General features: G+C 73.2%; 20 protein-coding genes. 8 read left to right on the top strand and 12 right to left on the bottom strand.

The window, feature by feature from the left end; genetic code table 11:
* Positions 1 to 69 precede the first annotated feature (69 nt).
* The 3 genes from ACZ45Q_RS17970 to ACZ45Q_RS17960 all read left to right on the top strand — a co-directional run bounded on the left by ACZ45Q_RS17970 (position 70) and on the right by ACZ45Q_RS17960 (position 3,647).
* Entirely contained in the window at positions 70 to 939 is an 870-nt protein-coding gene (locus ACZ45Q_RS17970; RefSeq protein ID WP_468261772.1) for an SCO6745 family protein, read from the top strand.
* Positions 940 to 1,024: 85 nt separating this feature from the next.
* Positions 1,025 to 1,156, top strand: coding sequence for an LPFR motif small protein (locus tag ACZ45Q_RS17965; RefSeq protein ID WP_266820342.1), 132 nt, complete (start codon positions 1,025 to 1,027; stop codon positions 1,154 to 1,156).
* A 118-nt stretch (positions 1,157 to 1,274) separates the two neighbouring features.
* Entirely contained in the window at positions 1,275 to 3,647 is a 2,373-nt protein-coding gene (locus tag ACZ45Q_RS17960; RefSeq protein WP_468261768.1) for a Tex family protein, read from the top strand.
* 187 nt (positions 3,648 to 3,834) lie between these two features.
* Here ACZ45Q_RS17960 and ACZ45Q_RS17955 read toward each other — a convergent pair whose 3' ends face one another.
* Positions 3,835 to 4,890, bottom strand: a complete 1,056-nt coding sequence (locus tag ACZ45Q_RS17955) for an oxidoreductase (RefSeq protein ID WP_468261766.1) — start codon at positions 4,888 to 4,890, stop codon at positions 3,835 to 3,837.
* Positions 4,891 to 5,020: 130 nt separating this feature from the next.
* Here ACZ45Q_RS17955 and ACZ45Q_RS17950 point away from each other — a divergent pair, with 130 nt between their 5' ends.
* Positions 5,021 to 5,986: an FAD-dependent oxidoreductase gene (locus ACZ45Q_RS17950; RefSeq protein WP_468261763.1), complete on the top strand. Its 966-nt coding sequence runs from the start codon at positions 5,021 to 5,023 to the stop codon at positions 5,984 to 5,986.
* A 70-nt stretch (positions 5,987 to 6,056) separates the two neighbouring features.
* Here ACZ45Q_RS17950 and ACZ45Q_RS17945 read toward each other — a convergent pair whose 3' ends face one another.
* From ACZ45Q_RS17945 to ACZ45Q_RS17930, 4 genes are all read right to left on the bottom strand, one after another.
* Entirely contained in the window at positions 6,057 to 7,787 is a 1,731-nt protein-coding gene (locus ACZ45Q_RS17945) for a BCCT family transporter (RefSeq protein WP_468261761.1), read from the bottom strand.
* Positions 7,788 to 7,870: 83 nt separating this feature from the next.
* Positions 7,871 to 9,157 carry a M14 family metallopeptidase gene (locus ACZ45Q_RS17940; RefSeq protein WP_468261759.1) on the bottom strand — a complete coding sequence of 429 codons (1,287 nt, stop codon included), beginning with the start codon at positions 9,155 to 9,157 and terminating at the stop codon, positions 7,871 to 7,873.
* Positions 9,154 to 11,121 (bottom strand): Xaa-Pro dipeptidyl-peptidase, encoded by a 1,968-nt coding sequence (locus ACZ45Q_RS17935; protein ID WP_468261756.1) that lies wholly within the window; start codon positions 11,119 to 11,121, stop codon positions 9,154 to 9,156. The genes ACZ45Q_RS17940 and ACZ45Q_RS17935 overlap by 4 nt, the downstream gene beginning before the upstream one ends.
* Before the next feature lie 173 nt (positions 11,122 to 11,294).
* The gene (locus ACZ45Q_RS17930) at positions 11,295 to 12,761 is read right to left on the bottom strand and encodes an amino acid permease (protein ID WP_468261753.1); all 1,467 of its coding nucleotides are present in this window, start codon (positions 12,759 to 12,761) and stop codon (positions 11,295 to 11,297) included.
* A 219-nt stretch (positions 12,762 to 12,980) separates the two neighbouring features.
* Here ACZ45Q_RS17930 and ACZ45Q_RS17925 point away from each other — a divergent pair, with 219 nt between their 5' ends.
* On the top strand, positions 12,981 to 13,727 hold the full coding sequence (locus tag ACZ45Q_RS17925; RefSeq protein ID WP_468261750.1) for a MerR family transcriptional regulator: 747 nt from the start codon (positions 12,981 to 12,983) through the stop codon (positions 13,725 to 13,727).
* Positions 13,728 to 13,854: 127 nt separating this feature from the next.
* Here the strand turns inward: ACZ45Q_RS17925 and ACZ45Q_RS17920 are convergent, their stop codons facing one another.
* The 4 genes from ACZ45Q_RS17920 to ACZ45Q_RS17905 all read right to left on the bottom strand — a co-directional run bounded on the left by ACZ45Q_RS17920 (position 13,855) and on the right by ACZ45Q_RS17905 (position 19,116).
* The gene (locus ACZ45Q_RS17920; protein ID WP_468261747.1) at positions 13,855 to 16,056 is read right to left on the bottom strand and encodes a 3-hydroxyacyl-CoA dehydrogenase NAD-binding domain-containing protein; all 2,202 of its coding nucleotides are present in this window, start codon (positions 16,054 to 16,056) and stop codon (positions 13,855 to 13,857) included.
* Between the two features lie 34 nt (positions 16,057 to 16,090).
* Positions 16,091 to 17,305: an acetyl-CoA C-acetyltransferase gene (locus ACZ45Q_RS17915; protein WP_468261744.1), complete on the bottom strand. Its 1,215-nt coding sequence runs from the start codon at positions 17,303 to 17,305 to the stop codon at positions 16,091 to 16,093.
* Entirely contained in the window at positions 17,302 to 18,513 is a 1,212-nt protein-coding gene (locus ACZ45Q_RS17910) for a CaiB/BaiF CoA transferase family protein (RefSeq protein ID WP_468261832.1), read from the bottom strand. Before ACZ45Q_RS17910 ends, ACZ45Q_RS17915 begins: the two co-directional genes overlap by 4 nt.
* Positions 18,514 to 18,735: 222 nt before the next feature.
* A complete protein-coding gene (locus ACZ45Q_RS17905) occupies positions 18,736 to 19,116 on the bottom strand; it encodes an MmcQ/YjbR family DNA-binding protein (RefSeq protein WP_468261741.1) in 381 nt (126 codons plus the stop codon).
* A 101-nt stretch (positions 19,117 to 19,217) separates the two neighbouring features.
* Between ACZ45Q_RS17905 and ACZ45Q_RS17900 the strand changes: the two genes are divergently transcribed.
* On the top strand, positions 19,218 to 20,396 hold the full coding sequence (locus ACZ45Q_RS17900) for a saccharopine dehydrogenase family protein (RefSeq protein ID WP_468261738.1): 1,179 nt from the start codon (positions 19,218 to 19,220) through the stop codon (positions 20,394 to 20,396).
* A gap of 21 nt (positions 20,397 to 20,417) precedes the next feature.
* Here the strand turns inward: ACZ45Q_RS17900 and mmpA are convergent, their stop codons facing one another.
* Entirely contained in the window at positions 20,418 to 20,570 is a 153-nt protein-coding gene (gene mmpA / locus ACZ45Q_RS17895) for a morphogenic membrane protein MmpA (protein ID WP_468261736.1), read from the bottom strand.
* A gap of 210 nt (positions 20,571 to 20,780) precedes the next feature.
* Between mmpA and ACZ45Q_RS17890 the strand changes: the two genes are divergently transcribed.
* The gene (locus ACZ45Q_RS17890; protein WP_468261734.1) at positions 20,781 to 20,984 is read left to right on the top strand and encodes a hypothetical protein; all 204 of its coding nucleotides are present in this window, start codon (positions 20,781 to 20,783) and stop codon (positions 20,982 to 20,984) included.
* Here the strand turns inward: ACZ45Q_RS17890 and ACZ45Q_RS17885 are convergent.
* Both ACZ45Q_RS17885 and ACZ45Q_RS17880 read right to left on the bottom strand, forming a co-directional pair.
* Entirely contained in the window at positions 20,972 to 21,667 is a 696-nt protein-coding gene (locus ACZ45Q_RS17885) for an endonuclease V (RefSeq protein WP_468261732.1), read from the bottom strand. The two genes, ACZ45Q_RS17890 and ACZ45Q_RS17885, sit on opposite strands and share 13 nt — an antisense overlap.
* 239 nt (positions 21,668 to 21,906) lie before the next feature.
* Positions 21,907 to 22,230, bottom strand: coding sequence for a plasmid stabilization protein (locus ACZ45Q_RS17880; RefSeq protein WP_468261730.1), 324 nt, complete (start codon positions 22,228 to 22,230; stop codon positions 21,907 to 21,909).
* A 257-nt stretch (positions 22,231 to 22,487) separates the two neighbouring features.
* Between ACZ45Q_RS17880 and ssgD the strand changes: the two genes are divergently transcribed.
* Complete coding sequence (ssgD, locus tag ACZ45Q_RS17875) at positions 22,488 to 22,904, top strand: spore wall synthesis regulator SsgD (protein ID WP_468261728.1); 417 nt, start codon at positions 22,488 to 22,490, stop codon at positions 22,902 to 22,904.

The raw sequence follows: 22,904 nt of genomic DNA, 5'->3' as shown, positions 1-22,904 counted from the left end.
ATGCCGTCCACTTTCTGCCATGCCGTCCACCCCTGGAGGACGTACTGAGCGGTTGGTAACCTGCGCGCCATGACGACTGCCGCCATCGACCGGCGCCCCGGGCGCCGCTGTCACAACGCGCTCAACTCGCTGCACTCGACGCACTACTTCTCCCCCGACCTGGGCCGGGAGATGGGCGCGCTCGGGGTCGCCGACCCCCGGGCCGTCAACTTCGCCGCGCGGGCCGCCGCGCTCGGGCCGGTCGGGCCGGGCACCGTGACGGCGGCCTTCTACAACTACAAGTACGAGCTGGTGGCCCGGCACGTGCCGGGCGTGTGGCGGACGGTCACGCCGGAGCAGGCGCTGGCCGCACGCCTGCGCGCCGTCGACGCGACCCTGCGCCGGCTGCTGGGCGAGGAGGCGGCGGCGTCGGCGGAGATGGCCGAGGCCGCGCGGCTGGCGCTGCGGGCCGCCGAGGCCTGCTCCCGCGGCGCCCGGCCGCTGTACGCCGCGCACGCCGACCTCCCCGTGCCCGAGGAGCCCCACCTCGCCTACTGGCACGCGGCCACGCTGCTGCGCGAGCACCGGGGCGACGGGCACCTCGCCGTCCTGGTGGACGCCGGCCTGGACGGGCTGGAGGCGCTGGTCACCCACACGGCGACCGGCAAGGGCATGACGCCGCGGTGGGCGTGCGGCACGCGCGGATGGTCCCGCGAGGAGTGGGACGCGGCGACGGCCCGGCTCCAGGACCGCGGGCTGCTCGACGGCGACCGGGAGCTGACCGGGCGCGGGGTGGCCCTGCGCGAGGAGATCGAGCAGGAGACGGACCGGCTGGACGCGGCTCCCTACGAGCACCTGGGCGCCGAGGGCGTGGCCCGGCTGACGGAGCTCGCAGCGGGCTTCGCGCGCGCCGCGGCGGCGGCCGGCGCGTTCCCGGCGGACCTGGTCGGCAAGGCCTGACCGTCCGGCAGGGCATGCCGGAGCGCCTGCGAGGTACCCGTCCTGTCCCGGCCACGCCGGCCGGGACAGGACGAAGGAGGAATCCGTGTTCCGTGCCATCGCAGATGTCCTGCGCCAGATCGGCGGCGCCGTCGCCACCGTCGTGACGCTTCCCTTCCGGGCGCTGGCCCGGCTGTTCGGCGGCGCGTCCGGCTCGACCCGCAGCCGCAGGGTGTGATCCCGCCCCGCCGGTGCGGCCCTGATCCCCGGTTGTCGGTGCCGCCTGCCACAATTGCCGCGCAACCTCAGTGAGAAGGCGGTAGGGCATCGTGACGACACCCGGGTCCGGCGGGTCCATGGCAGCAGGGTCGGTCGAAGGCAGGATCGCCGAGGAGCTCGGCGTAAGGGAGCGGCAGGTCAAGGCCGCGGTCGAGCTGCTCGACGGCGGTTCGACGGTGCCCTTCATCGCCCGCTACCGCAAGGAAGCCACCGAGATGCTCGACGATGCGCAGCTGCGCACGATCGAGGAGCGGCTGCGCTATCTGCGGGAGCTGGAGGAGCGGCGCACGGCGATCCTGGAGTCCGTGCGGGAGCAGGGCAAGCTCACCGAGGAGCTGGAGGCCCGGATCCGCGGGGCGGAGACCAAGGCCCGCCTGGAGGACGTCTACCTGCCGTTCAAGCCGAAGCGGCGGACGAAGGCCCAGATCGCTCGCGAGGCCGGGCTGGAGCCGCTGGCCGAGGGGCTGCTCGCCGACCCCGGCGTGGAGCCCCTCGCCGCCGCGGCGGCGTTCGTGGACGCCGGCAAGGGCGTCGCCGACCCGCAGGCCGCCCTCGACGGAGCGCGGGCCGTCCTCACCGAGAAGTTCTCCGAGGACGCCGACCTGATCGGCGAGCTGCGGGAGCGGATGTGGACGCGCGGGCGGCTCGCCGCCAAGGTCAAGGAGGGCAAGGAGGAGGCCGGCGCCAAGTTCGCCGACTACTTCGACTTCGCCGAGCCGTTCACCGAGCTGCCCTCCCACCGGATCCTGGCCATGCTGCGCGGCGAGAAGGAGGACGTCCTCGACCTCGTCCTGGAGCCGGAGGAGCCGGCGGACGGCCCGTCGTCGTACGAGGGCATCGTCGCGCACCGGTTCGGGATCGCCGACCGCGGCCGGCCCGGCGACAAGTGGCTGCTGGACACGGTCCGCTGGGCCTGGCGCACCCGGATCCTCGTCCACCTCGGCATCGACCTGCGGCTGCGGCTGCGCACGGCCGCCGAGGACGAGGCGGTGAACGTCTTCGCGGCCAACCTGCGGGACCTGCTGCTGGCCGCGCCCGCCGGGACCCGGGCGACGATCGGCCTGGACCCCGGCTTCCGCACGGGCGTGAAGGTCGCCGTCGTCGACGCCACCGGCAAGGTGGTCGCCACCGACGTGATCCACCCCCATGTGCCGGCCAACAAGTGGGACGAGGCGATCGCCACGCTGGCGAGGCTGGCGAAACGGCACGCGGTGGAGCTGATCGCCATCGGCAACGGCACGGCCTCCCGGGAGACCGACAAGCTCGCCGGGGACCTGATCGTGCGGCACCCGGAGCTGAAGCTGACGAAGGTGATGGTCTCCGAGGCCGGCGCGTCGGTGTACTCGGCCTCCGCCTTCGCCTCGCAGGAGCTGCCGGACATGGACGTGTCGCTGCGCGGCGCGGTGTCCATCGCGCGCCGGCTCCAGGACCCGCTGGCCGAGCTGGTGAAGATCGATCCTAAGTCCATCGGCGTCGGCCAGTACCAGCACGACCTGTCCGAGGTGAAGCTGTCGCGCTCGCTGGACGCGGTCGTCGAGGACTGTGTGAACGGCGTGGGCGTGGACGTCAACACGGCCTCCGCGCCGCTGCTGGCCCGCGTGTCCGGCATCACCTCGACCCTCGCGGAGAACATCGTGGCCCACCGGGACGCGAACGGGCCGTTCCGGTCCCGGACGGAGCTGAGGAAGGTGCCGCGGCTCGGCCCGAAGGCGTACGAGCAGTGCGCGGGCTTCCTGCGGATCCGCGGCGGCGCCGATCCGCTGGACGCCTCCAGCGTGCACCCGGAGGCGTATCCGGTGGTGCGCCGGATGGTGAAGACCACCGGGCAGGAGGTGGCCGCGCTGATCGGCAACACCTCGGTGCTGCGCTCGCTGCGGCCGGCGGACTTCGTGGACGACACGTTCGGTCTGCCGACCGTCACGGACATCCTGAAGGAGCTGGAGAAGCCGGGACGCGACCCGCGCCCGGCCTTCCGGACGGCCACGTTCAAGGAGGGTGTGGAGAAGATCTCCGACCTGTCGGCCGGGATGGTGCTGGAGGGCGTCGTGACGAACGTCGCGGCGTTCGGCGCGTTCGTGGACGTGGGTGTGCACCAGGACGGCCTGGTGCACGTGTCCGCGATGTCGAAGACGTTCGTGAAGGACCCGCGGGACGTGGTCAAGCCCGGGGACATCGTCAAGGTGAAGGTGCTGGACGTCGACATCCCGCGCAAGCGGATCTCGTTGACGCTGCGGCTGGACGACGAGGCCGCGGCGCAGGGTGAGCGGCAGCGGGGCGGCCGGCCGCCCCAGCAGCGGCAGCAGGGGCAGCAGCGACAGGGGCAGGGACGGCAAGGGCAGGGGCAGGGGCAGGGCCAGGGACGGCAGGGCCGGTCCGGGGGCAAGCCCCGGCAGGCACCTCCCGCCAACGGCGCGATGGCCGACGCCCTGCGGCGCGCCGGGTTGGCGTAGGGGTCCGCGCGCCGGGCGCCTCGCGGGGCGGGTGCCCGGCGTGGTCCGGGGTCAGGGTCCGGGTCCGTGGTTCGCGGACCGGGGTCCGGGGTCCGGGGTCCGGGGTCAGAAGTCCGGGGTCCGTGGACCGGAGTTCGGGGGCCGTGGACCGGGGTTCGGGGGCAGTGGACCGGTGGCCTTTCCCCGGTTACCGGCGCCGGTGGGCCGTGCCCGTCGGCCCGGTGCCGTGCACCGCTGTCACCAGGACGCTGGTCGACGCCCGGGCCACCAGATAGGACTGCCCCCTCAGCGCCTTGGCGGACAGGGGGACGGCGTGGGCGCCCGGTTCCAGGTGGGTGTCGACGACGTCGTGGGTGTGGGTGCGGTGGAGGCGGTCCAGGCGGTACGCGGTGAGGCGGACCCGGCAGGGTGACGTGACCTCGATGTGGGCCGCGCCGTCGGCCACGGCCAGCCGGGCCAGGCGGCGCCGCTCGGCCGGCACCCGGTCCAGGGCGTGCTCGATCTGGGCGACCAGGAGCGGCACGATCGGGGCGAGGCCGTCGACGCAGGCCACCTCGAGGCCGGCCCGCTCGAAGGCCGTGCGCACGGCGGCGCGTTCCGCCTCGGGGACCTCGCGGCCGAAGACGACAGCGGCGTAGCAGCGCAGTTCCTCCGGCGGCACACCGGCGGCGTCGCGGGTGATGTCGGCACCGATGCCGATGGTGCGCAGGGCCGCGGCGAGCCTGGCGGGCACGGCGACGCGGGCGCCGATCAGCAGGACGCGGCTGCGCGGCCCGCCGCCGGCGCCGTCGAGCAGCCCGGTGAGTGCCGCGCGGTACTCGGGGCCGGAGAAGCGGAACGGGCCCATGCCGTGGTAGCCGTTGAGTTCCAGGTCGGCCCGCTCCTCGGTCTGCCAGGCGAAGTCGCTCCAGACGACGTCCTCGCCGTCGGGGCGGATCACCGCGGTCACGACACCGCAGGCCAGGTCCGCGCACTCGGGGCAGCCGTAGAGGATGTACCGGTCTCCCGGCAGCGGTGCCCCGGCCTCGAGGAGCAGGGCGCGCACGTGCGCGGTGAAGACGGCGGGCGGGATGTCGGAGGCGAGCGGGGAGACGGCGTCCAGGTCGCTGAGGCGGTGGAGCAGGGGGCGTCCGTCGACGATGAAGTCCACGAAGTCGCGGTGCACCTGGTAGTCGCCGTCGGCGAGGACTCCCCCGGCCCGGGTCGCCGGTGCCAGGCCGAAGGTCGCGTACTCGGCAGCCATGCGGGGAGTATTCCCGCGCCGGGTGCGGTCTGCGCACGGCATGGCGCACTTCCGTCGACGTCCATGCACGGCACGGGACGGCACGGCAACCGGTATGACACCCCGTACGACACGCCGTATGACAGTCCGTATGACATTTCGTGTGAGGAACGGGCGGGACGACGAGGTGGTCGTGGTCGGCGGCGGGGTGATCGGGCTGACCACGGCCGTGCTGCTCGCCGAGGACGGGAGGCGGGTGCGGCTGTGGACGCGGGAGCCGGTCGAGCGGACCACCTCGGCGGTCGCGGGGGCGCTGTGGTGGCCCTACCGGATCGAACCGGTGGCGCCGGCCCGCGCCTGGGCGCTGCGGTCGCTGAAGGTCTACGAGGAACTGGCCGGGCGGCCGGAGACGACCGGGGTGCGGATGGCCGAGGGCGTGCTGGGCGGGACCGGGCTCGAGGACGTCGGCGGGTGGGCCGCGGGCCGGCTGCCGGGGCTGCGGGCGGCCACGGCCGAGGAGTACGGCGGCCCGGGGGTGTGGGCCCGGCTGCCGCTCATCGACATGTCGGCTCATCTGCCGTGGCTGCGGGAGCGGTTGGCCGCGGCGGGCGGCGTGGTCGAGGAGCGGACGGTGACCGGACTGGCGGAGGTCGCGGCACCGGTGGTGGTCAACTGCACGGGGCTCGGCGCCCGCACGCTGGTGCCCGACCCGGCGGTGCGCCCCGTGCGGGGGCAGCTGGTCGTCGTGGAGAATCCCGGTGTCCGCACCTGGACCGTCGCCACGGACCCGGAGTCGGGGGCCCCGGCCTACCTCCTCCCGCAGCCCGGCCGGCTCGTGCTGGGCGGCACCGCGCAGGAGGACGACTGGTCCGAGGAGCCGGACCCGGCGCAGGCGGCCGCGATCGTCCGGCGGTGCGCGGCGCTGCGGCCGGAGGTCGCCGGGGCGCGGGTGCTGGAGCACCGGGTGGGGCTGCGGCCCGCCCGGCACGCGGTCCGGCTGGAGCGCGAACCGCTGCCGGACGGGCGGCTGCTGGTGCACAACTACGGCCACGGCGGCGCCGGGGTGACCGTGGCCTGGGGGTGTGCGCGTGAGGCAGTCCGCCTCGCCTCCCGCTGAGCCGTCACCTTCTTCGCTGGGCGCCTTTCTCCGCGGGCGCCCGTGGGCCGACCGTGGCCGCCGGTCCCGGTCAGTCGTGGCTGCCGATCGGGTCGCCCTCGACCTCCGTGCCGGGGCCGGGGCCGATGCGGATCTCGAACTCGCCCTCGTACTTCTTGTGGCCCTCGACGACGGCCATCTCGACGGCTTCCGAGGCCATCTCGCCGCGCACGATGAGCGGGTCGCGGCGCAGATCGCGCATGAGGGCGACACACATGAAGATCATGACGACAACGAAGGGCGCCGCCGCGAGGATCGTCAGGTTCTGCAGACCCGTCAGCGCGTCCCCGCCGCCGCTGCCGACCAGGAGCATGATGGCGGCGACCGCTCCGGTCACCACGCCCCAGAACACCACGACCATGCGGCTGGGTTCCAGCGCCCCCTTCTGGGAGAGGGTGCCCATCACGATGGAGGCGGCGTCGGCGCCGGAGACGAAGAAGATGCCGACGAGGATCATCACCAGCAGGCTGGTGACGGTGGCGATCGGGTACTCCTGGAGCACCGCGAAGAGCCGGCCCTCGGGCGTCGTCTCGTCGCCCAGACGGTTCTGCTCCTGGAGCCGCATCGCCGAGCCGCCGAAGATCGCGAACCAGATCAGGCTGACGGTGCTGGGGACGAGGATGACCCCGCCGATGAACTGACGGATGGTCCGGCCCCGGCTGATGCGGGCGATGAACATGCCGACGAAGGGCGTCCAGGAGATCCACCACGCCCAGTAGAAGACCGTCCAGCTGCCCAGCCAGTCCGGGACGCCCTCGCCGCCGCTGATCTCGGTGCGCCCGGCCATCTCGGGCAGATCGCCGAGGTAGGTGAAGACCGAGGTCGGCAGCAGGTCGAGGATGAGGACGGTCGGGCCGGCGACGAACACGAACACCGCCAGCAGCAGGGCCAGCACCATGTTGGTGTTGGACAGCCACTGGATGCCCTTCTCGATGCCGGAGACCGCGGAGGCCACGAAGGCCACGGTCAGCACCGCGATGATGCCGACCAGCAGCCCGGTGCTGACCCTGTCCATCCAGTCGAGCTTCTCCACCCCGGAGCCGATCTGGAGGGCGCCGAGACCGAGCGAGGCGGCTGAGCCGAAGACGGTCGCGATGATGGCCAGGATGTCGATGACCCGGCCGCCGACGCCGCCCGCGTGCTTCTCGCCGATGAGCGGGGTGAACACGGCGCTGATGGTCTGGCGGCGGCGCCTGCGGAAGGTGCTGTAGGCGATGCCGAGGCCGACCACCGCGTAGATCGCCCACGGATGGAGCGTCCAGTGGAAGAGGGTGGTGGCCATGGCCGTCTCCATGCGGTCGCCGGAGTCGGCGGGTGACGTGCCCGGCGGGGCGGTCGTGTAGTGCGCCAGCGGCTCGCTCACGCCCCAGAACATCAGACCGATGCCCATGCCCGCGCTGAACATCATGGCGACCCAGGACACGGTGCGGAACTCGGGTTCCTCGCCCTCGGCCCCCAGATGGATACGGCCGTAGCGGCTGGCCGCGAGCCACAGGGCGAAGACCACGAACCCGGACGCCGCCAGGACGAACGCCCAGCCACCGTTGTGCATCAGGCCGCTGAGCATGCTGCTGGAGGCGGACTCCAGCGAGTCGGTCGCGGCGGCGCCCCATACCACGAAGGCCAGGGTGAGCACCGCCGTGACACCGAAGACGACCCGGTCGGTCCGGGGGTGCTTCTCCTGCCCGGGAAGGCCCGCCTCCGAACCCGGAAGCGCGGCCCCCTCGTGAGGTCCCTGGTCACTTGGTCGGTCGTTCGTCACAGGCGGCACCTTTCACCGAATCGATGAGGGGACGACATTTGTTCGGTACGCCCCTACCACAGATGGCGCAAAACAACCCCCTCTCAACAGGAGCTGTCCGGTTCACCCCTTGCTACGTGGTATGTCGCCCGCTCGTCGAGGAGCAGCGGCACCAGCGCCCGCAGCGGCTGCCGCAGGGGGACGTAGGCGCCGTCGCCGGTGCGGTGGGCGTGTACGCCGTGCAGGGCCAGCTCGTCCTTCAGCTCGGCGTACTGGCCGGAGGTGAGCCGGTAGCCGCAGGGCGGGTCCTCGATCACCTCGTCCGGCTCGGGCGCGTCGTTGTCGGCGCCGCCGAGGTGGACCGGGCCGCGGTCGGCGTACCCGGCGTGCCGGGCCGCGGACGTCGCGGCCTCGAGGTGTCCGCGCCGCTCGTCGGTGTAGTCGAACAGGCCCTTCAGTGCGGCGAGCTGCGAGTGCACCCGGCGCCGGTTGTTCAGCGCCTCGTCGCGCCGCTCGGCGTCGGTGAGGGGGTCGACGCGGCTTTCGATGAGCAGGCCGACGGCGTGCTTGATTCCGGACATGTTGCGCAGGATGCGCTCCTGGCCGTCGCCGGCGGTCTGCCGGATCGGTTCTCCCGTGTCGGGGTCGGTCCAGATGCCGTAGGTGCCGGTGGAGTACCCGGCGTCCTCGGCGGCGGGGCGGACGTGGGCCCGGGACAGGGTCCGCGCCTCGTCGTGGACGCGCTCGTGGGTGTTGAGGTTGCGGGGCCAGAGGTCGAAGAGGTCCTTGTCGTAGTACGGGGGTGTGGCGCCGTACTCGTGCAGGTCGTAGACGACGTCGGGGTGCCGGTCCCGGACGACGGCGGCCAGGGCGCGGGCCTCGGCGGTCCGCAGGGCGAGGTGGTCGCGGTTGACGTCGAGGCCGTCGCCGTTGCCACGGGTGCCGGCGGCCCGGCCGTCGGGGTTGGCGGTGGGCACGACTAGCAGGGCCGTGCGGTCCAGGAAGCGCCGGGTCCGCGCATCCTTCGACCACGCCAGATCGCGGATCGTGGTCAGGCAGGCCTCGCGGCCGGCGGGTTCGTCGCCGTGCTGGCTGCACACCAGCAGCACCTTGGTGGGGGCGGAGACCCGGCCGACGGTGACGAGTTGGAGGGGGCGGCCCTGTTTCGTGGTGCCGACGCGGTCGACGTCGACCCGGTCGCTCGCGCGGTCGGCGGCGGCCAGCAGGTCCTGTTCCTCGGGCTGGGTGGTCCAGCGGGCACCGTGGCTCCGCTCGAAGCCGGTGCGCGGCCCGCTGCCGTGCGGGGAGTCGGCGGCCCGGGCGGGCGCGGTGACGAGGGATGCGGCGAGCGCCACGGCGGTGGCGGCCAGGACGGGGACGCGGTACCTCACTGGGCTCCCTCCGGAACGCGGTGGGTGGTGTGCGGCGCGGTCACGCCGTCCAGGGGCGTGCCCGCGGGCGCGCCGGCAGCCGTGCCAGGGCCCGTGCCGGCGGTGGCGCGGGCGAACGCCCGGGTGCCGCCGACGAACGGTACGCGGGCGACGGTGCGGGCGAGGTCGACGGTGAGCGTCGGCGTGTCGGCCGGGGGGTCGATGAGGCCCCGGTCGGTGCCGGCGACGATCAGGGCGAGCCGGTGGCCCGCCGGGACGACGTGGTCGGTGGCCGCGAGGTCGAGGGTGATGGTGTGCGGCTTGCCGGGGGTGAGCGGGCGGCCGTACCGGGGCGAGGCGTGGTTGCCGAGGTCGGCCCAGCCGCGGCTGACGATCGTGTAGTCGGTGTCGGTCGTCTTCGCCGCCGTCTCCAGGTAGCAGGAGCTGTCTCCCGCGGTGCTCGCGCCCCGGCAGGTGCGGTGGTCGAGGGTGGTGACGCCCTCACCGCGGTCGGCGTAGTCGCGGATGGTGGCGGGGCCGAGGTCGACCAGGACGGCGGACAGGTGCGCGGTCGTGGTGCTGGGCGTGGCGGTGACGGTGACCGTCGAGGAGCCGGACAGCCGCAGGTCGCGGGTGAGCGGGCCGGTGACGAAGCCGGCCTTGTCGGGGGTGCTCCGGTCGATGTCCGCGGCCCAGTCGGTCTCACCGCGGGCGGGGTCGTCGGTGAAGGTCTCGGTGCCGCGGTCCCGGGCCAGGCCCAGCGCGCCGACGCCGGGTTCGGCGCCGTCGGCGGGGCGCAGGGCGGTCCGCGCGGTGCCGCGCGGCGGCCAGGTGGCGGAGGTGACCCACTGGTCGGGGTGGCGTTCGATGTCGGCCATGGGCTCGCGGTCGATGCCGTTGTCGTAGCCGAGGAGTTCGTGGTCGAACCAGCGGTGCAGGGTCTCGATCCACTCGGTGCGGCGGAAGTCGAACGGGTCGACGTGCCCGGTCTGGGAGAGCCAGATCTTGCGTTCGACGCCGTTCTCGGCGAGCGCCTCCCACCACGGACCGACGTGCTGCATGCGGACGTTGAGGTCCTGCATGCCGTGGACGAGGAAGACGCTGGCCTTCACCCGGCTCGCGGCCTTCACGTAGTCGCGCTCGGACCACAGCGGGGTCCAGTCGCCGCTGCGCGGTGCGCCGTCGGCCAGTCTCCGCTGCACGGCGTCGCACTGGGCGCGGGCGTCGGGGCTGTTGACGTAGTTCGACAGCCAGTCGGGGCCGGAACCGTACAGCGGGGCGCCGCGGGTGAAGTAGTAGTCGTACCAGGAGGAGATGGCGGCGATCGGGACGATCGTCTCCAGGCCCTCGACGCCGGTGGCGGCGACGCCGTTGGCGACGGTGCCGTCCCAGCTCTTGCCGATCATGCCGGTGCGGCCGTTGGTCCAGTCGGCCTCGGCGCGCTCGGAGCCGGTGCGCGTGGTGTACGCCGTCGCGCGCCCGTTGAGCCAGTCGACGACGGCTTTCGCGGAGCGGACGTCGGACCGGCCGCCGACGTCGACGCAGCCGTCGGAGCGGTTGGTTCCGGCCAGGTCGACGCCGACGAAGGCGTAGCCGCGCGGCACGAAGTAGTTGTCGTAGTACAGCGGCATCCCGACGACGTCGCCGTCGGCGTCGTACGTCTTCTTCTGGCTCTCGTTGCCGCGCCCGCAGCAGGAGTAGTACGGGCTGGCCTCCATGATGACCGGGATCTTACGGCCCCGCAGGGCGGGTTCGCGCGGGCGGACGATGTCGACGGCGACGCGGTCGCCGCGGCCGTCGCCGTCCCCGTCGAGTCCGGTGTCCACCCAGACGGCCTCGCGGATGGCGTTCGCGTAGGAGTGGACGGGCCTGCTCTCGCGCGGGGCGGCCTCGGCGGCGGTCGGCGAGAGGAGGGTGGCCAGCAGGGCGGCCAGGGCCGCGGGCGCGAGCGGTCTCCAGTTCGTGAAGCGCGTGCGTGTCGGCATGGGCGGACGTTACATCGGTCAACTGCGGTAAAGAAGAGGGCCTGTGGTCACGGGAGAGGGGTGGCGGCCGCCGTTCCGGCGGGCCCCCGTGCGCAGTTGACGACGTGTCAGCCATGTCGCGGCGGGACGCGGACGAACAGGGGGCCGCATCGCTCGTCTGCGCCGGTCGGCCGCTACTGCGTGAGCTTCGCCAGCTCCTCGTCGGCCGTGCGGCCGGCCCGGCGGCGGACGCCGAACCAGCCGGCGACCAGCAGCACCGCGAGGACGGGGACGAGCAGCAGCGTCTTGCGGCCGACGTCGGGGTCGTTCCACATCATGCCGAGGCAGCCCAGCAGGAACGCGATGGTGGCGAGCTCCGTGACGGGGCTGCCGGGGAGCCGGAAGTGCGGTCGCTCCACCAGGCCCGCCTTCGCGCGGCGGACGAAGATCATGTGGCAGATCATGATGATCACCCAGGTGGAGATGATGCCGAGGGAGGCGACGTTCAGCACGATCTCGAACGCGTGGGCGGGCACCAGGAAGTTCAGGCCGACGCCGAGCACGCACACCCCGCAGGTCAGCAGGATGCCGCCGTAGGGGACCTGGCTGCGGTTCATCACGGCGGTGAACTTCGGCGCGGAGCCGGCCATCGCCATGGAGCGCAGGATGCGGCCGGTGGAGTACAGGCCGGAGTTCAGCGACGACATGGCCGCGGTGAGGACGACGAGGTTCATCACGTCGCCGGCCGCGGGGACGCCGATGCCGGACAGCACGGTGACGAAGGGGCTCTCGTCGCCCGAGTAGGCGGAGCCGGGCAGCAGCAGGGCCAGCAGGACGACCGAGCCGACGTAGAACAGGGCGACGCGCCACATGATGGAGTTCACCGCGCGCGGGACGACCTTGTGGGGCTCGGCGGTCTCGCCGGCGGCGACGCCGACCAGTTCCAGGGCCGCGTAGGCGAAAATGACGCCCTGCATGACGAGGACGACGGGCAGTACCCCGTGCGGGAGGACGCCGCCGTTGTCCGTGATCAGGCTCAGGCCCGGGGTGTGGCCGGCCACCTCGCGCCCGGTGGCCAGCAGGAAGATGCCGATGAGCATGAAGCCGACCAGGGTGGCGACCTTGACGATCGCGAACCAGAACTCCATCTCGCCGAAGATCTTCACCGAGATCAGGTTCACCGCGAGCACCACGGCGAGGGCGATCAGCGCCAGCACCCACTGGGGGACGCTGGTGAACATGCTCCAGTAGTGCGTGTACACCGCGACGGCGGTGATGTCGGCGATACCGGTCGTCGACCAGTTCAGGAAGTACATCCAGCCGGCGACATAGGCGCCCTTCTCCCCGAGGAACTCGCGCGCGTACGACACGAAGGACCCCGACGAGGGCCGGTACAGCACCAGTTCGCCCAGCGCCTTGACCACGAAGAAGGCGAAGACGCCGCAGACCAGGTAGGCGATCGCGAGGGCCGGGCCCGCGTCCCGCAGACGCCCTCCGGCGCCGAGGAACAGGCCGGTGCCGATGGCACCGCCGATGGCGATCATGTTGATGTGCCGGGCCTTGAGGCCCTTGCTGTAGCCGGCGTCGCCCGCGTCCGCGGGCGTCGCGGTCGCCCGGGGATGGTCGGCGACCTGTGCCGTGTCCACGGCGTCCTTGCTCACGGGTGGTTCCACTCTCTGCGCCCGGACGCGATGAGCCCGGGACGTCCGAACGTGCCATGGCCCGCACCACCCTGTAAGCGGCACAGACCAAGAGAGCACCTTCCCACACCTCACGCGCCCCACACGGTGGCTGATGTCACAGAGCGTGACTTCTCACATGATCCGTTCCGGGGTCCGCGGCGGTTTCACAGTGTTGGTGAGACAGCGATACTGCTGCACATGGAGAGCCATGCCGAGGAGCTGACCCTGACGGTCGACGAGCTGGCCGCGCAGGCGGGCGTGACGGTGCGCACGGTCCGCTTCTACAGCACCAAGGGGCTGCTGCCGCCGCCCGCGATCGGGCCGCGCAGGGTCGGCCACTACGGGCGTGGGCACCTGGCCCGGCTCGCGCTCATCGAGGAGCTGCGGGGGCAGGGGATGACGCTGGCCGGCATCGAGCGGTACCTCCAGCGGTTGCCGCCGGGGCTGAGTGCGCACGACCTGGCCATCCACCGCGCGGTGGTGGCCTCCTGGGCGCCCGACTCCCAGGAGACGCTGACCGTCGAGGAGCTGCGGCGGCGGGCCGGGCGGGCGCTGGACGACGACGCCCTGGACCGGCTGACGGCGATGGACGTGGTGCGGCCCGTGCCCGGCGGCTACCGGGTCGACCTCGGCATGCTGCGGCTCGGGGTGCGCCTGCTGGACGTGCCGCTGTCGCAGGAGGCGATCGTGACGGCGCGCAAGGTCCTCATGGAGCACTCGCGCGCCGCGGCGCACGAACTCTCCCGGCTCCTGCGCGACGAGGTCTCCGAGCGCGACGCCCGGGACGTGAGGTCCCTGTCGGCGCACATGCAGCCCCTGGTGGTGCAGGCGCTGCTGACCACGTTCCAGCGGTCGCTGCGGGAAGAGCTGGGCGAGTGGCTCACCCGGCCGGACGGGGACGACCGGCCGGACGGCCATGACCGGCCGGACGGGGACGACCGGTAACCCGGAGACGGCCAGTCGTCCGGCGGCAACCGGTCACCCGGAGACGACCGGTCTTCACCGGGTGACGACCGGGCGCCCGGAGACGGCCGTTCACCGGGTGACCGGCCGTTCACCGGATGACGGGCGTTCACCGGGCCGAGTCGGTGAAGACCTCTCCCCTCTCCGCCTTCTCCACCAGCAGCGCCGGCGGCTGGAACCGGTCGCCGTAGCGCTCGGCCAGCTCGCGGGCGCGGGCCACGAAGGCGGGCAGCCCCCTGCCCGCCCCGGCGTGGCCGTCGTAGCCGTTGATGTACTGGAGCACGCCGCCGGTCCAGCCCGGGAAACCGATGCCGAGGATCGAGCCGATGTTGGCGTCGGCGACGGACGTCAGCACGCCCTCCTCCAGGAGCCGGACGGTGTCCAGCGCCTCCGCGAACAGCATGCGCTCCTGCATGTCCCGGAACGGGATCTCGTGCCCCGGCTTGGTGAAGTGCTCGCGCAGGCCCGGCCACAGGCCCGTGCGCGTGCCGTCCTCGCCGTACTCGTAGAAGCCGGCACCGCCGCTGCGGCCCGGGCGGCCGAACTCGTCGACCATACGGTCGATGACGGCTTCGGCCGGGTGCGGTGTCCAGGTGCCACCCGCCTCCTCGACGGCCCGCCTGGTCTCGGCCCGGATCTTGCGGGGCAGGGTGAGCGTCAGCTCGTCCATCAGGGACAGCACCTTGGCCGGGTAGCCGGCCTGGGCGGCGGCCTGCTCCACGGAGGCGGGCTCGATGCCCTCGCCGACCATGGCGACGCCCTCGTTGATGAAGTGGCCGATGACGCGGGAGGTGAAGAAGCCCCGCGAGTCGTTGACGACGATCGGCGTCTTGTTGATCTGCCGGACCAGGTCGAAGGCGCGGGCGAGGGCCTCTTCGCCGGTGCGCTCGCCCTTGATGATCTCCACCAGCGGCATCTTGTCGACGGGCGAGAAGAAGTGCAGCCCGATGAAATCGGCCTGGCGCTGGACGCCCTCGGCGAGTGCGGTGATGGGCAGGGTGGAGGTGTTGGAGCACAGCAGCGCGTCGGGGGCGACGACCTGCTCGACCTCCTGGAAGACCTTGTGCTTGAGCGAGGTGTCCTCGAACACGGCCTCGATCACCGCGTCGCAGCCGGCCAGGTCGGCGGTCTCGGCGGTGGGCGTGATGCGGGCGAGCAGCGCGTCGGCCTTCTCCTGTGTCGTGCGGCCCTTGGCGACGGCCTTGGCGCACAGCTTCTCGGAGTAGCCCTTGCCCTTGGCCGCCGCTTCGAGGGACACGTCCTTCAGGAGCACCTCGATGCCGGCGCGGGCGCAGGAGTAGGCGATGCCGGCGCCCATCATGCCGGCGCCGAGGACGGCGACCTTGCGGACCTTTCGGGCCTCGATGCCCTGGGGGCGGTTGGCGCCGGAGTTGACGGCCTGGAGGTCGAAGAAGAAGGCCTGGATCATGTTCTTCGACGTCTGTCCGGCGGCCAGCTCCACGAAGTAGCGGGCCTCGATCACCTGGGCGGTCTCGAAGTCCACCTGGGCGCCCTCGACGGCGGCGGCCATGATGTTGCGCGGCGCCGGGTAGGGGGCGCCGTTCGTCTGCTTGCGCAGGTTGGCCGGGAAGGCGGGGAGGTTGGCCGCGAACTTGGGGTTGCTCGGGGTGCCGCCCGGGATGCGGTAGCCGGGCCGGTCCCAGGGCTGGGCGGACTCGGGGTGGGCGTCGATGAAGGCGCGGGCCTTGGCCAGCATCTCCTCGGGGCTGTCGGCGACCTCGTGGACCAGGCCGTTGTCCAGGGCGCGGCGCGGGTTGTACTGCTGCCCCTGGAGCAGCACCTTCAGCAGCGCGTCGGTGATGCCGAGGAGCCGGACGGTGCGGACGACGCCGCCGCCTCCGGGGAGCAGGCCGAGGGTGACCTCGGGACAGCCGATCTTGGAGCCGGGGGCGTCGAGGGCGACGCGGTGGTGGCAGGCGAGGGCGATCTCGTAGCCGCCGCCGAGCGCGGCGCCGTTCATGGCGGCGACGACGGGCTTGCCGAGGGTCTCGATGCGGCGCAGGTTCCGCTTGATCGCCATGCCGCCGTCGAACAGCTCCTGGGCGGTCTCCGGGGTGACGCGGATCAGGTCGCGCAGGTCGCCGCCGGCGAAGAAGGTCTTCTTGGCGGAGGTGACGATGACGCCGCGGATCGTGTCCTTCTCGGCCTCCAGGCGGTCGGCGACCGCGGCGAGCGACGCGCGGAACGCCTGGTTCATGGTGTTCGCGGACTGGTTCGGGTCGTCCAGCACGAGGGTGACGACGCCGGTGTCGTCCTGCTCCCAGCGGATGGTGGTGGACTCGGTGCTCATGCGGGTGTGCTCCAGGTGATCCGTCGGGAGGGGGTCAGATGCGCTCGACGATGGTGGCGATGCCCATGCCGCCGCCCACGCACAGGGTGGCGAGGCCGTACCGCTTGTCCTGGCGCTCCAGTTCGTCGACGAGCGTGCCGAGGATCATCGCGCCGGTGGCGCCGAGCGGGTGGCCGAGGGCGATCGCGCCGCCGTTGACGTTCACCTTGTCCAGGCTCAGGCCCATGTCCTTGACGAAGCGCAGGACCACCGCGGCGAAGGCCTCGTTGATCTCGACCAGGTCGATGTCGTCGATGGTCAGTCCGGCCTTGGCGAGCGCCTTGCGGGTGGCGGGCGCGGGGCCGGTCAGCATGATGGTGGGCTCGGAGCCGGACACGGCGGCGGAGACGATCCGCGCGCGGGGCGTGAGGCCGTGGCGCTCGCCGGCCTCCTTGGAGCCGATCGCGACCAGTGAGGCGCCGTCGACGATGCCGGAGGAGTTGCCCGCGTGGTGGACGTGGTCGATCTTCTCCACCCAGTGGTACTTCTGGAGCGCCACGGCGTCGAAGCCGCCCAGCTCGCCGATGTCGGCGAAGGACGGCTTGAGCCCCGCCAGGGAGTCGGCGGTGGTGCCGGGGCGCATGTGCTCGTCGTGGTCGAGGACGGTCAGGCCGCTGCGGTCCTTCACCGGCACCACGGAGCGCTCGAAGCGGCCCTCCTTCCAGGCCGTGGCCGCCCGCTCCTGGGACAGGGCCGCGTACTCGTCGACGTCCCGGCGGGAGAAGCCCTCGATGGTGGCGATCAGGTCGGCGCCGATGCCCTGCGGGACGAAGTTGGTGGCGAGGTTGGTCATCGGGTCGTTGAACCAGGCGCCGCCGTCGGAGGCCATCGGCACCCGGGACATGGACTCGACGCCGCCCGCGAGGACCAGGTCCTCCCAGCCGGAGCGCACCTTGGCGGCGGCCAGGTTGACGGCCTCCAGGCCCGAAGCGCAGAAGCGGTTCTCCTGCACGCCGGCCACCGTGTCGGGCAATCCGGCGGCGACGGCGGCGATCCGGGCGATGTCGGAGCCCTGGTCGCCGACGGGGCCGACCACGCCGAGCACGATGTCGTCGATCGCGGCCGGGTCCAGGCCGGGGAACCGGGCGCGGATCTCGTGGATGAGGCCGACGACCAGGTCGACGGGCTTGGTGCCGTGCAGGGCGCCGCCTGCCTTGCCGCGTCCGCGCGGGGTGCGGATCGCGTCGTACACATACGCTTCGGTGGTCACTGGACGGCCTTTCGGTGAGGGTTGGTCGAGCGAGCGGGTCGGTCGGGCGGCGATGCCGGCAGGGGCAGGTCCCAGTCGCGGGTCACGGCCTCGGTGTCGGCGCCCGGCCGGACGGGGCCGGTGCGCACGGCGGTGGGGGTCGCGGAGAAGCGGGGCGCGGGGGCGGGCTGGGTGAGGCCGCCGTGGTCGGTGAAGGTGCCGCGGGCGGCGAGGTGCGGGTGGTGCGGGGCCTCGCGCAGGGACAGCACCGGGGCGACGCAGGCGTCGGAGTCCGCGAAGACGGCCGTCCACTCCTGACGGGTGCGGGACGCGAAGCGGGCGGCGATCGCCTCGCGCAGTTCGCCCCAGCGGGCCGGGTCGTCGCGGGCCGCGGCCTGCTCGGGGATGCCGAGGCGGGTCATGAACTCCTCGTAGAACTGCGGCTCCAGCGCTCCGACCGCCATGTACTGCCCGTCGGCCGTCGCGTAGGTGCCGTAGAACGGGCAGCCGCCGTCGAAGAGGTTGGCGCCGCGCCGGTCCTGCCAGCCGCCGGCGGCCAGCATGCCGTGGATCATCGCGGAGAGGTGGGCGGCGCCGTCGACGATGGCGGCGTCCACGACCTGGCCGGTGCCGGTGGCGCGGGCGTGGTGGAGGGCGGCGAGGACGCCGACGACCAGGTAGAGGGAGCCGCCCGCGTAGTCGCCGAGGAGGTTGGCGGGGACGGCCGGCGGCTCGTCGGGGCGGCCGATCATGCCGAGGGTGCCGGTGAGCGCGAGGTAGGAGATGTCGTGGCCGGCCCGCGGGGCGAGGGGGCCGTCCTGTCCCCAGCCGGTCATCCGGCCGTAGACCAGGCGGGGGTTGCGGGCGTGGCAGGGCCCGGGGCCGACGCCGAGCCGCTCGGCGACGCCGGGGCGGTAGCCCTCGATCAGCACGTCGGCGCGGGCGGCCAGGTCGAGGACGCGGGCGGGTCCGTCGGGGGCCTTGAGGTCGACGATCACCGAGCGCTTGTTGCGGTTGGTGACGTCGTACGCCGGGTCGATCCCGAGGGCGGGGCCGCCGGGGCGGTCGACGCGGACCACGTCGGCGCCGAGGTCGGCGAGGAGCATGGCGGCGAAGGGGCCGGGCCCGATGCCGGCCAGCTCGACCACCCGCACGCCGGCGAGCGGGCCGTGCGGTGGCGGCGCCGGCGCCGTGCGCGGCTCCGACGCGGGTCGTGCGGTGCGTCCCATGGTCCGTCCCGTGGTCGGTCCGGTGGTCATCCCGCCCCCAGTGTGTGACACAACTGATGTAACACCGGTGATGCTAGGAACACGCTCCGGTCGGCACAAGGGCCGAGCGAGCAAGCGCTTAGCCAATTATGCGCCGAGCATCCCGCGCCGAGCGTTTCCGTCACGGCCCCGCCACCGGTCCGCGCACCGAGGCAGGCGGCCACCGGGGGCCGCGGTGCGGGGTCAGCCGGCATCCAGTTCCGCCGTCAAACGCTTCGGGGCGATGGCGCGGTAGCTCTCCTCCACCCAGTCGCACAGCAGCTCGGCGACCGGTGCCCCCCTCTCCTCCAGCGGGATCCGCACCCACCCGGCCCGGCCCAGTCCGTACCCGGCGGGCTCGGCGCCGGGGCAGGTCAGGGCGTGCGCGTGCGCCTCCTCGTCCGTGAGTTTGACGGTGATGCCGAGCGGATGGCTGCCGTCGTCGACGCCGAGGAAGACGAAGACCTTCCCGCCGGCCTTCGCCACGGACTCGCCCCAGGGGAAGTCCTCGACGGCACTCGGCAGACCGAGGGCGAACTCGCGCACTTCCTCCCACTTCTTCAGTGCGCTGCTGGGCACGGCCACCTGCCACCTCCGGGCTCGTCGTCGAAGCTCCGCACCCCTCACGCTAGCCTCGGCCACCGACAACGGCGCGTGCTGCGGCGCGCGGAACGGCGGAGGATGTCATGAGCAGGTCGGACAGGCAGGACCGTCCGTACGACGTCGTGCTCTTCGGGGCGACGGGGTTCGTCGGCGAGCTGACCGCGCGGTACCTGGCGGCGCACGCGCCCGAAGGGCTGCGCTGGGCGATCGCCGGCCGCGACGAGGGCAGGCTGCGACGGCTGCGCGAGCGGCTGCCCGGCACCGGTGAGGTGGGCGTGCTGCGGGCCGACTCCGCCGACCCGGCCTCGCTGCGGGCCCTCGCGGAGCAGACGCGCGTGCTGGCCACGACGGTGGGCCCCTACGTGGTGCACGGGGAGGGACTCGTCGCCGCCTGCGCGGACGCCGGCACCGACTGTCTCGACCTCACCGGCGAGCCGGAGTTCATCGACCTGATGTACGTCCGCCACGACGCCCGCGCGCGGGAGACCGGCGCCCGCCTGGTGCACGCCTGCGGCTTCGACTCGGTCCCGCACGACCTGGGCGTGTACTTCACCGTCCGGCAGCTGCCGGAGGGCGTGCCGCTGCGCGTCGACGGTTTCGTGACCGCGAACGCCATGTTCTCCGGCGGTACGTTCGCCTCCGCGCTGGGCCAGTTCGCCCGCGGACGGCAGATGGCGGCGGCCGCGCGGGAGCGCCGCCGGCACGAGCCGCGCCTGGTGGGCCGGCGGGCGACGACGCCGACCGGGGCGCCCCGGTTCGCCGGGGAGATCGGCGCCTGGGCGCTGCCGCTGCCGACCGTGGACCCGCAGATCGTGCGCCGCTCCGCCAGGGCGCTGGAGCGCTACGGCCCCGACTTCCGCTACCGGCACTACGCGGCCGTGCGGCACCTGCCGGTCGCCGTGGGCGGGGTGGCCGGCCTGGGTGCGCTGGTGGCGGCGGCGCAACTGCCCGCGGCCCGGCGCTGGTTGTCCGGCCGGCTCAAGCCCGGCGACGGGCCGAGTGCCGAGCGGCGGGCGAAGAGCTGGTTCTCGGTCAGGTTCGTGGGCGAGGGCGGCGGCCGGCGGGTGTTCACCGAGGTCGCGGGCGGCGACCCCGGGTACGACGAGACGGCCAAGATGTTCGCCGAGTCGGCGTTGTGCCTCGCCCTGGACGACCTGCCGCCGACGTCCGGGCAGGTCACGACGGCGGTGGCGATGGGCGACGCGCTGATCGACCGGCTGCGCGCGGCGGGCCTGCGCTTCCGGGTCGCGGCGACCCGCTGAGGTGCCGCCGCGCGGCACCGCTCACCCCGCCGTGGCGTAGACGGCGATGGTGTAGATCATCCCGCCGATCCAGCCCACCCCCGCCAGGACGCCGAGCACGAGCGCCACGACGACGGCGCGCTCCACGGGCCGGCGGGGGTGGGCTGCGGGCTTCGGGGCACGGTGTGTCGTCATGCGGCCAGGCTGCCCGGACCCGCCGCGCCGGCACATCCGTACGGATACTCAGGGCGGTCTGGTACTCAGGGCGGTCCGCTAGGGGGGCTGGGGGGCACTCCCCCGGGGGCTTCCCCTGCCGTTTGAAGGTTCGTCCCGGCCTGCTCCCCAGCCGTCGGGGTGCGCGGGCGCAGAAGTGCCAACAAGGAGTTCAATGAAACCCTTGAAGGTATGAGATTCCTGCTTGAAGTCTCCATGGACGACGACGCACTGACCGAGGACCCGGCGGGCGAACTCGGGCGGATCCTGCGCTACTGGGGCGGCAACCTGAAGCACTACGCCCTCGAGCCGGGCGACGGCGGCCCCGTCTACGACTCCCGGTACCGGGAGGTGGGCCGCTGGACCGTCGAGGACCGGGAACGTCAGCCGGAGTAGAGGGCCCGGCTCAGCGCCCTGCGGCACAGGGCGTCCGCCCTGCGGGTGGTCTCCGGGAGCCGGTAGCGCGGTGTCAGCGCGAGCGTGTGCGCACAGGCGTTGTCCAGATCCGTCCGGTGCCCGACGGAGACGAACACCGGCTTGACGGCGTCCCTCGTGCGCAGGGCGCGGCCGACCTCCTCGGCGCCCTCCCGCAGCGGCGACGCGCTGCCGCGCGGGGCGTCCGGATCGTCGTACACGAAGGTGAACGGGTTCTTCGCCACCCCGATGGTGGGCAGGCCGGTGAGGACGCCGAGGTGGCTGGCGAGGCCGAAGCGGCGCGGGTGGGCGCGGCCGTAGCCGTCGCAGACCACGAGGCCGGGCGGCCGTCCCAGCGCGTCCAGGGCGGCGAGGACGGTCGGGATCTCGCGGAAGGCGAGCAGTCCGGGCACGTACGGGAAGGAGACCTGTCCGACGGCGGTGGCCTCGGCGACCACCGTGAGCGTCGCCGCGTCCAGGACGACGGCCGCGGCGGCGACGACGTCCCGCTCGTCGTCGTAGGCCACGTCGACGCCGGTGACATGGCCGGTGCCGGGCGGCGGGCCCGGTTCGTCGAGCACCACGCGTGCCCGCAGTTCGTCCTGGACGGCGCGGGCCTGTGCCTCGGTGGCCGGCCAGTCCTCGGGAATGCGTACGGTCGTCATGGTGGCCACGAGCCTACGCGGAAGCGTGCGTTCGGGTGACCGCCGCTCCCCGGCCGGGCGCCCGGGGCACAGCCGGAGATCCGGGGGGGGGGACGCGGCCGGAGATACGGGTGGGGCACAGCCGGAGATCCGGGGCGCCGGATGTCCAGGCACGGCGACCCCCGCGACGGCGGGAAGTCCGACACCGTCACGGGGGGCCGTGCGGCCGGTGGGCCGGGGCCGGGCGGCGCGGCGCGGCCTCACTTGCCCAGCGCGCGCTGCAACTCGCTCTTGTTCATGTTCGAACGGCCGGAGATGTCGCGGCGCTTGGCCTCCTGGTACAGCTCGTCGTACGTCTGCCCCGCCGAGCCCTGGCCCGACCGCTCGCCGCCCCGCTTGCTCGGGGACTTCCCGCGCGTCGAGGACTTGCTCGCGGTCTTCGACTCGCCGGACCGGGCGCGCTCCTTGTTGACCGTCCGGGCGGCCATCTCCTTGGCCCGGCCGGTGCCGGCGCCGCGCTCCTGGGCGCTCTCCTTGATGTGCTCGTACTGCCGCTCCCGTTTGGAGCTGGATCCGCGTGGCATGTCCGTTCACTCCTTTTCACCGTCACCTATGCGAACGGATACCCACGTTACGGACAAACAGGGCACCCCGCGCGGCGGCAAGTGCCGCGCGGGGCACGCGAGGAGAGGCCGGTCACTCGGCTCCCGCGCCGAGCATGAACCCGGTGACAGAGGTCACTCGCCACTGGTGTGCACGGATCGGCCCGTTCCGTCGTCTTTCCCAGTGCCCGGCCCGTCCGCCCGCCACGTCCGTCCAGCCGTCACGAGGGAGCAAGGCGTTGTCCACCGTCATCGAGCAGCCCGTCGAGGCGCGTCTCGTCGCCGCCGCGCCGCGCATGCCGACCATTCCCGCGATGCTCCACTACGACCGGCACGACCCGTTCGCCGTCCGGATGACCTTCCCGGCACCGGCCACACTGGAGGGCGTGGACGTGTGCTGGACCTTCTCCCGCGAACTGCTGGCCGCGGGCATGGAGGAGGCCGAGGGACACGGCGACGTACGGGTGCGGCCGTACGGGTACGACCGCACCGTGCTGGAGTTCCACGCCCCCGAGGGCACCGCCGTGGTCCACGTCCGTTCGGACGAGCTGCGCCGGTTCCTGAAGGCCACCAACGAACTGGTCCCCGTGGGCCTGGAGCACCTCCAGCTCGACCTGGACCACGAGCTCGCGGAGCTGATGCGCGGCACCTGCTGA

It is taken from the genome of Streptomyces sp. NPDC031049 (assembly GCF_055571015.1).
The sequence above is the reverse complement of the archived record's forward strand: the minus strand, read 5'-3'. Positions and strand labels throughout refer to the sequence as shown.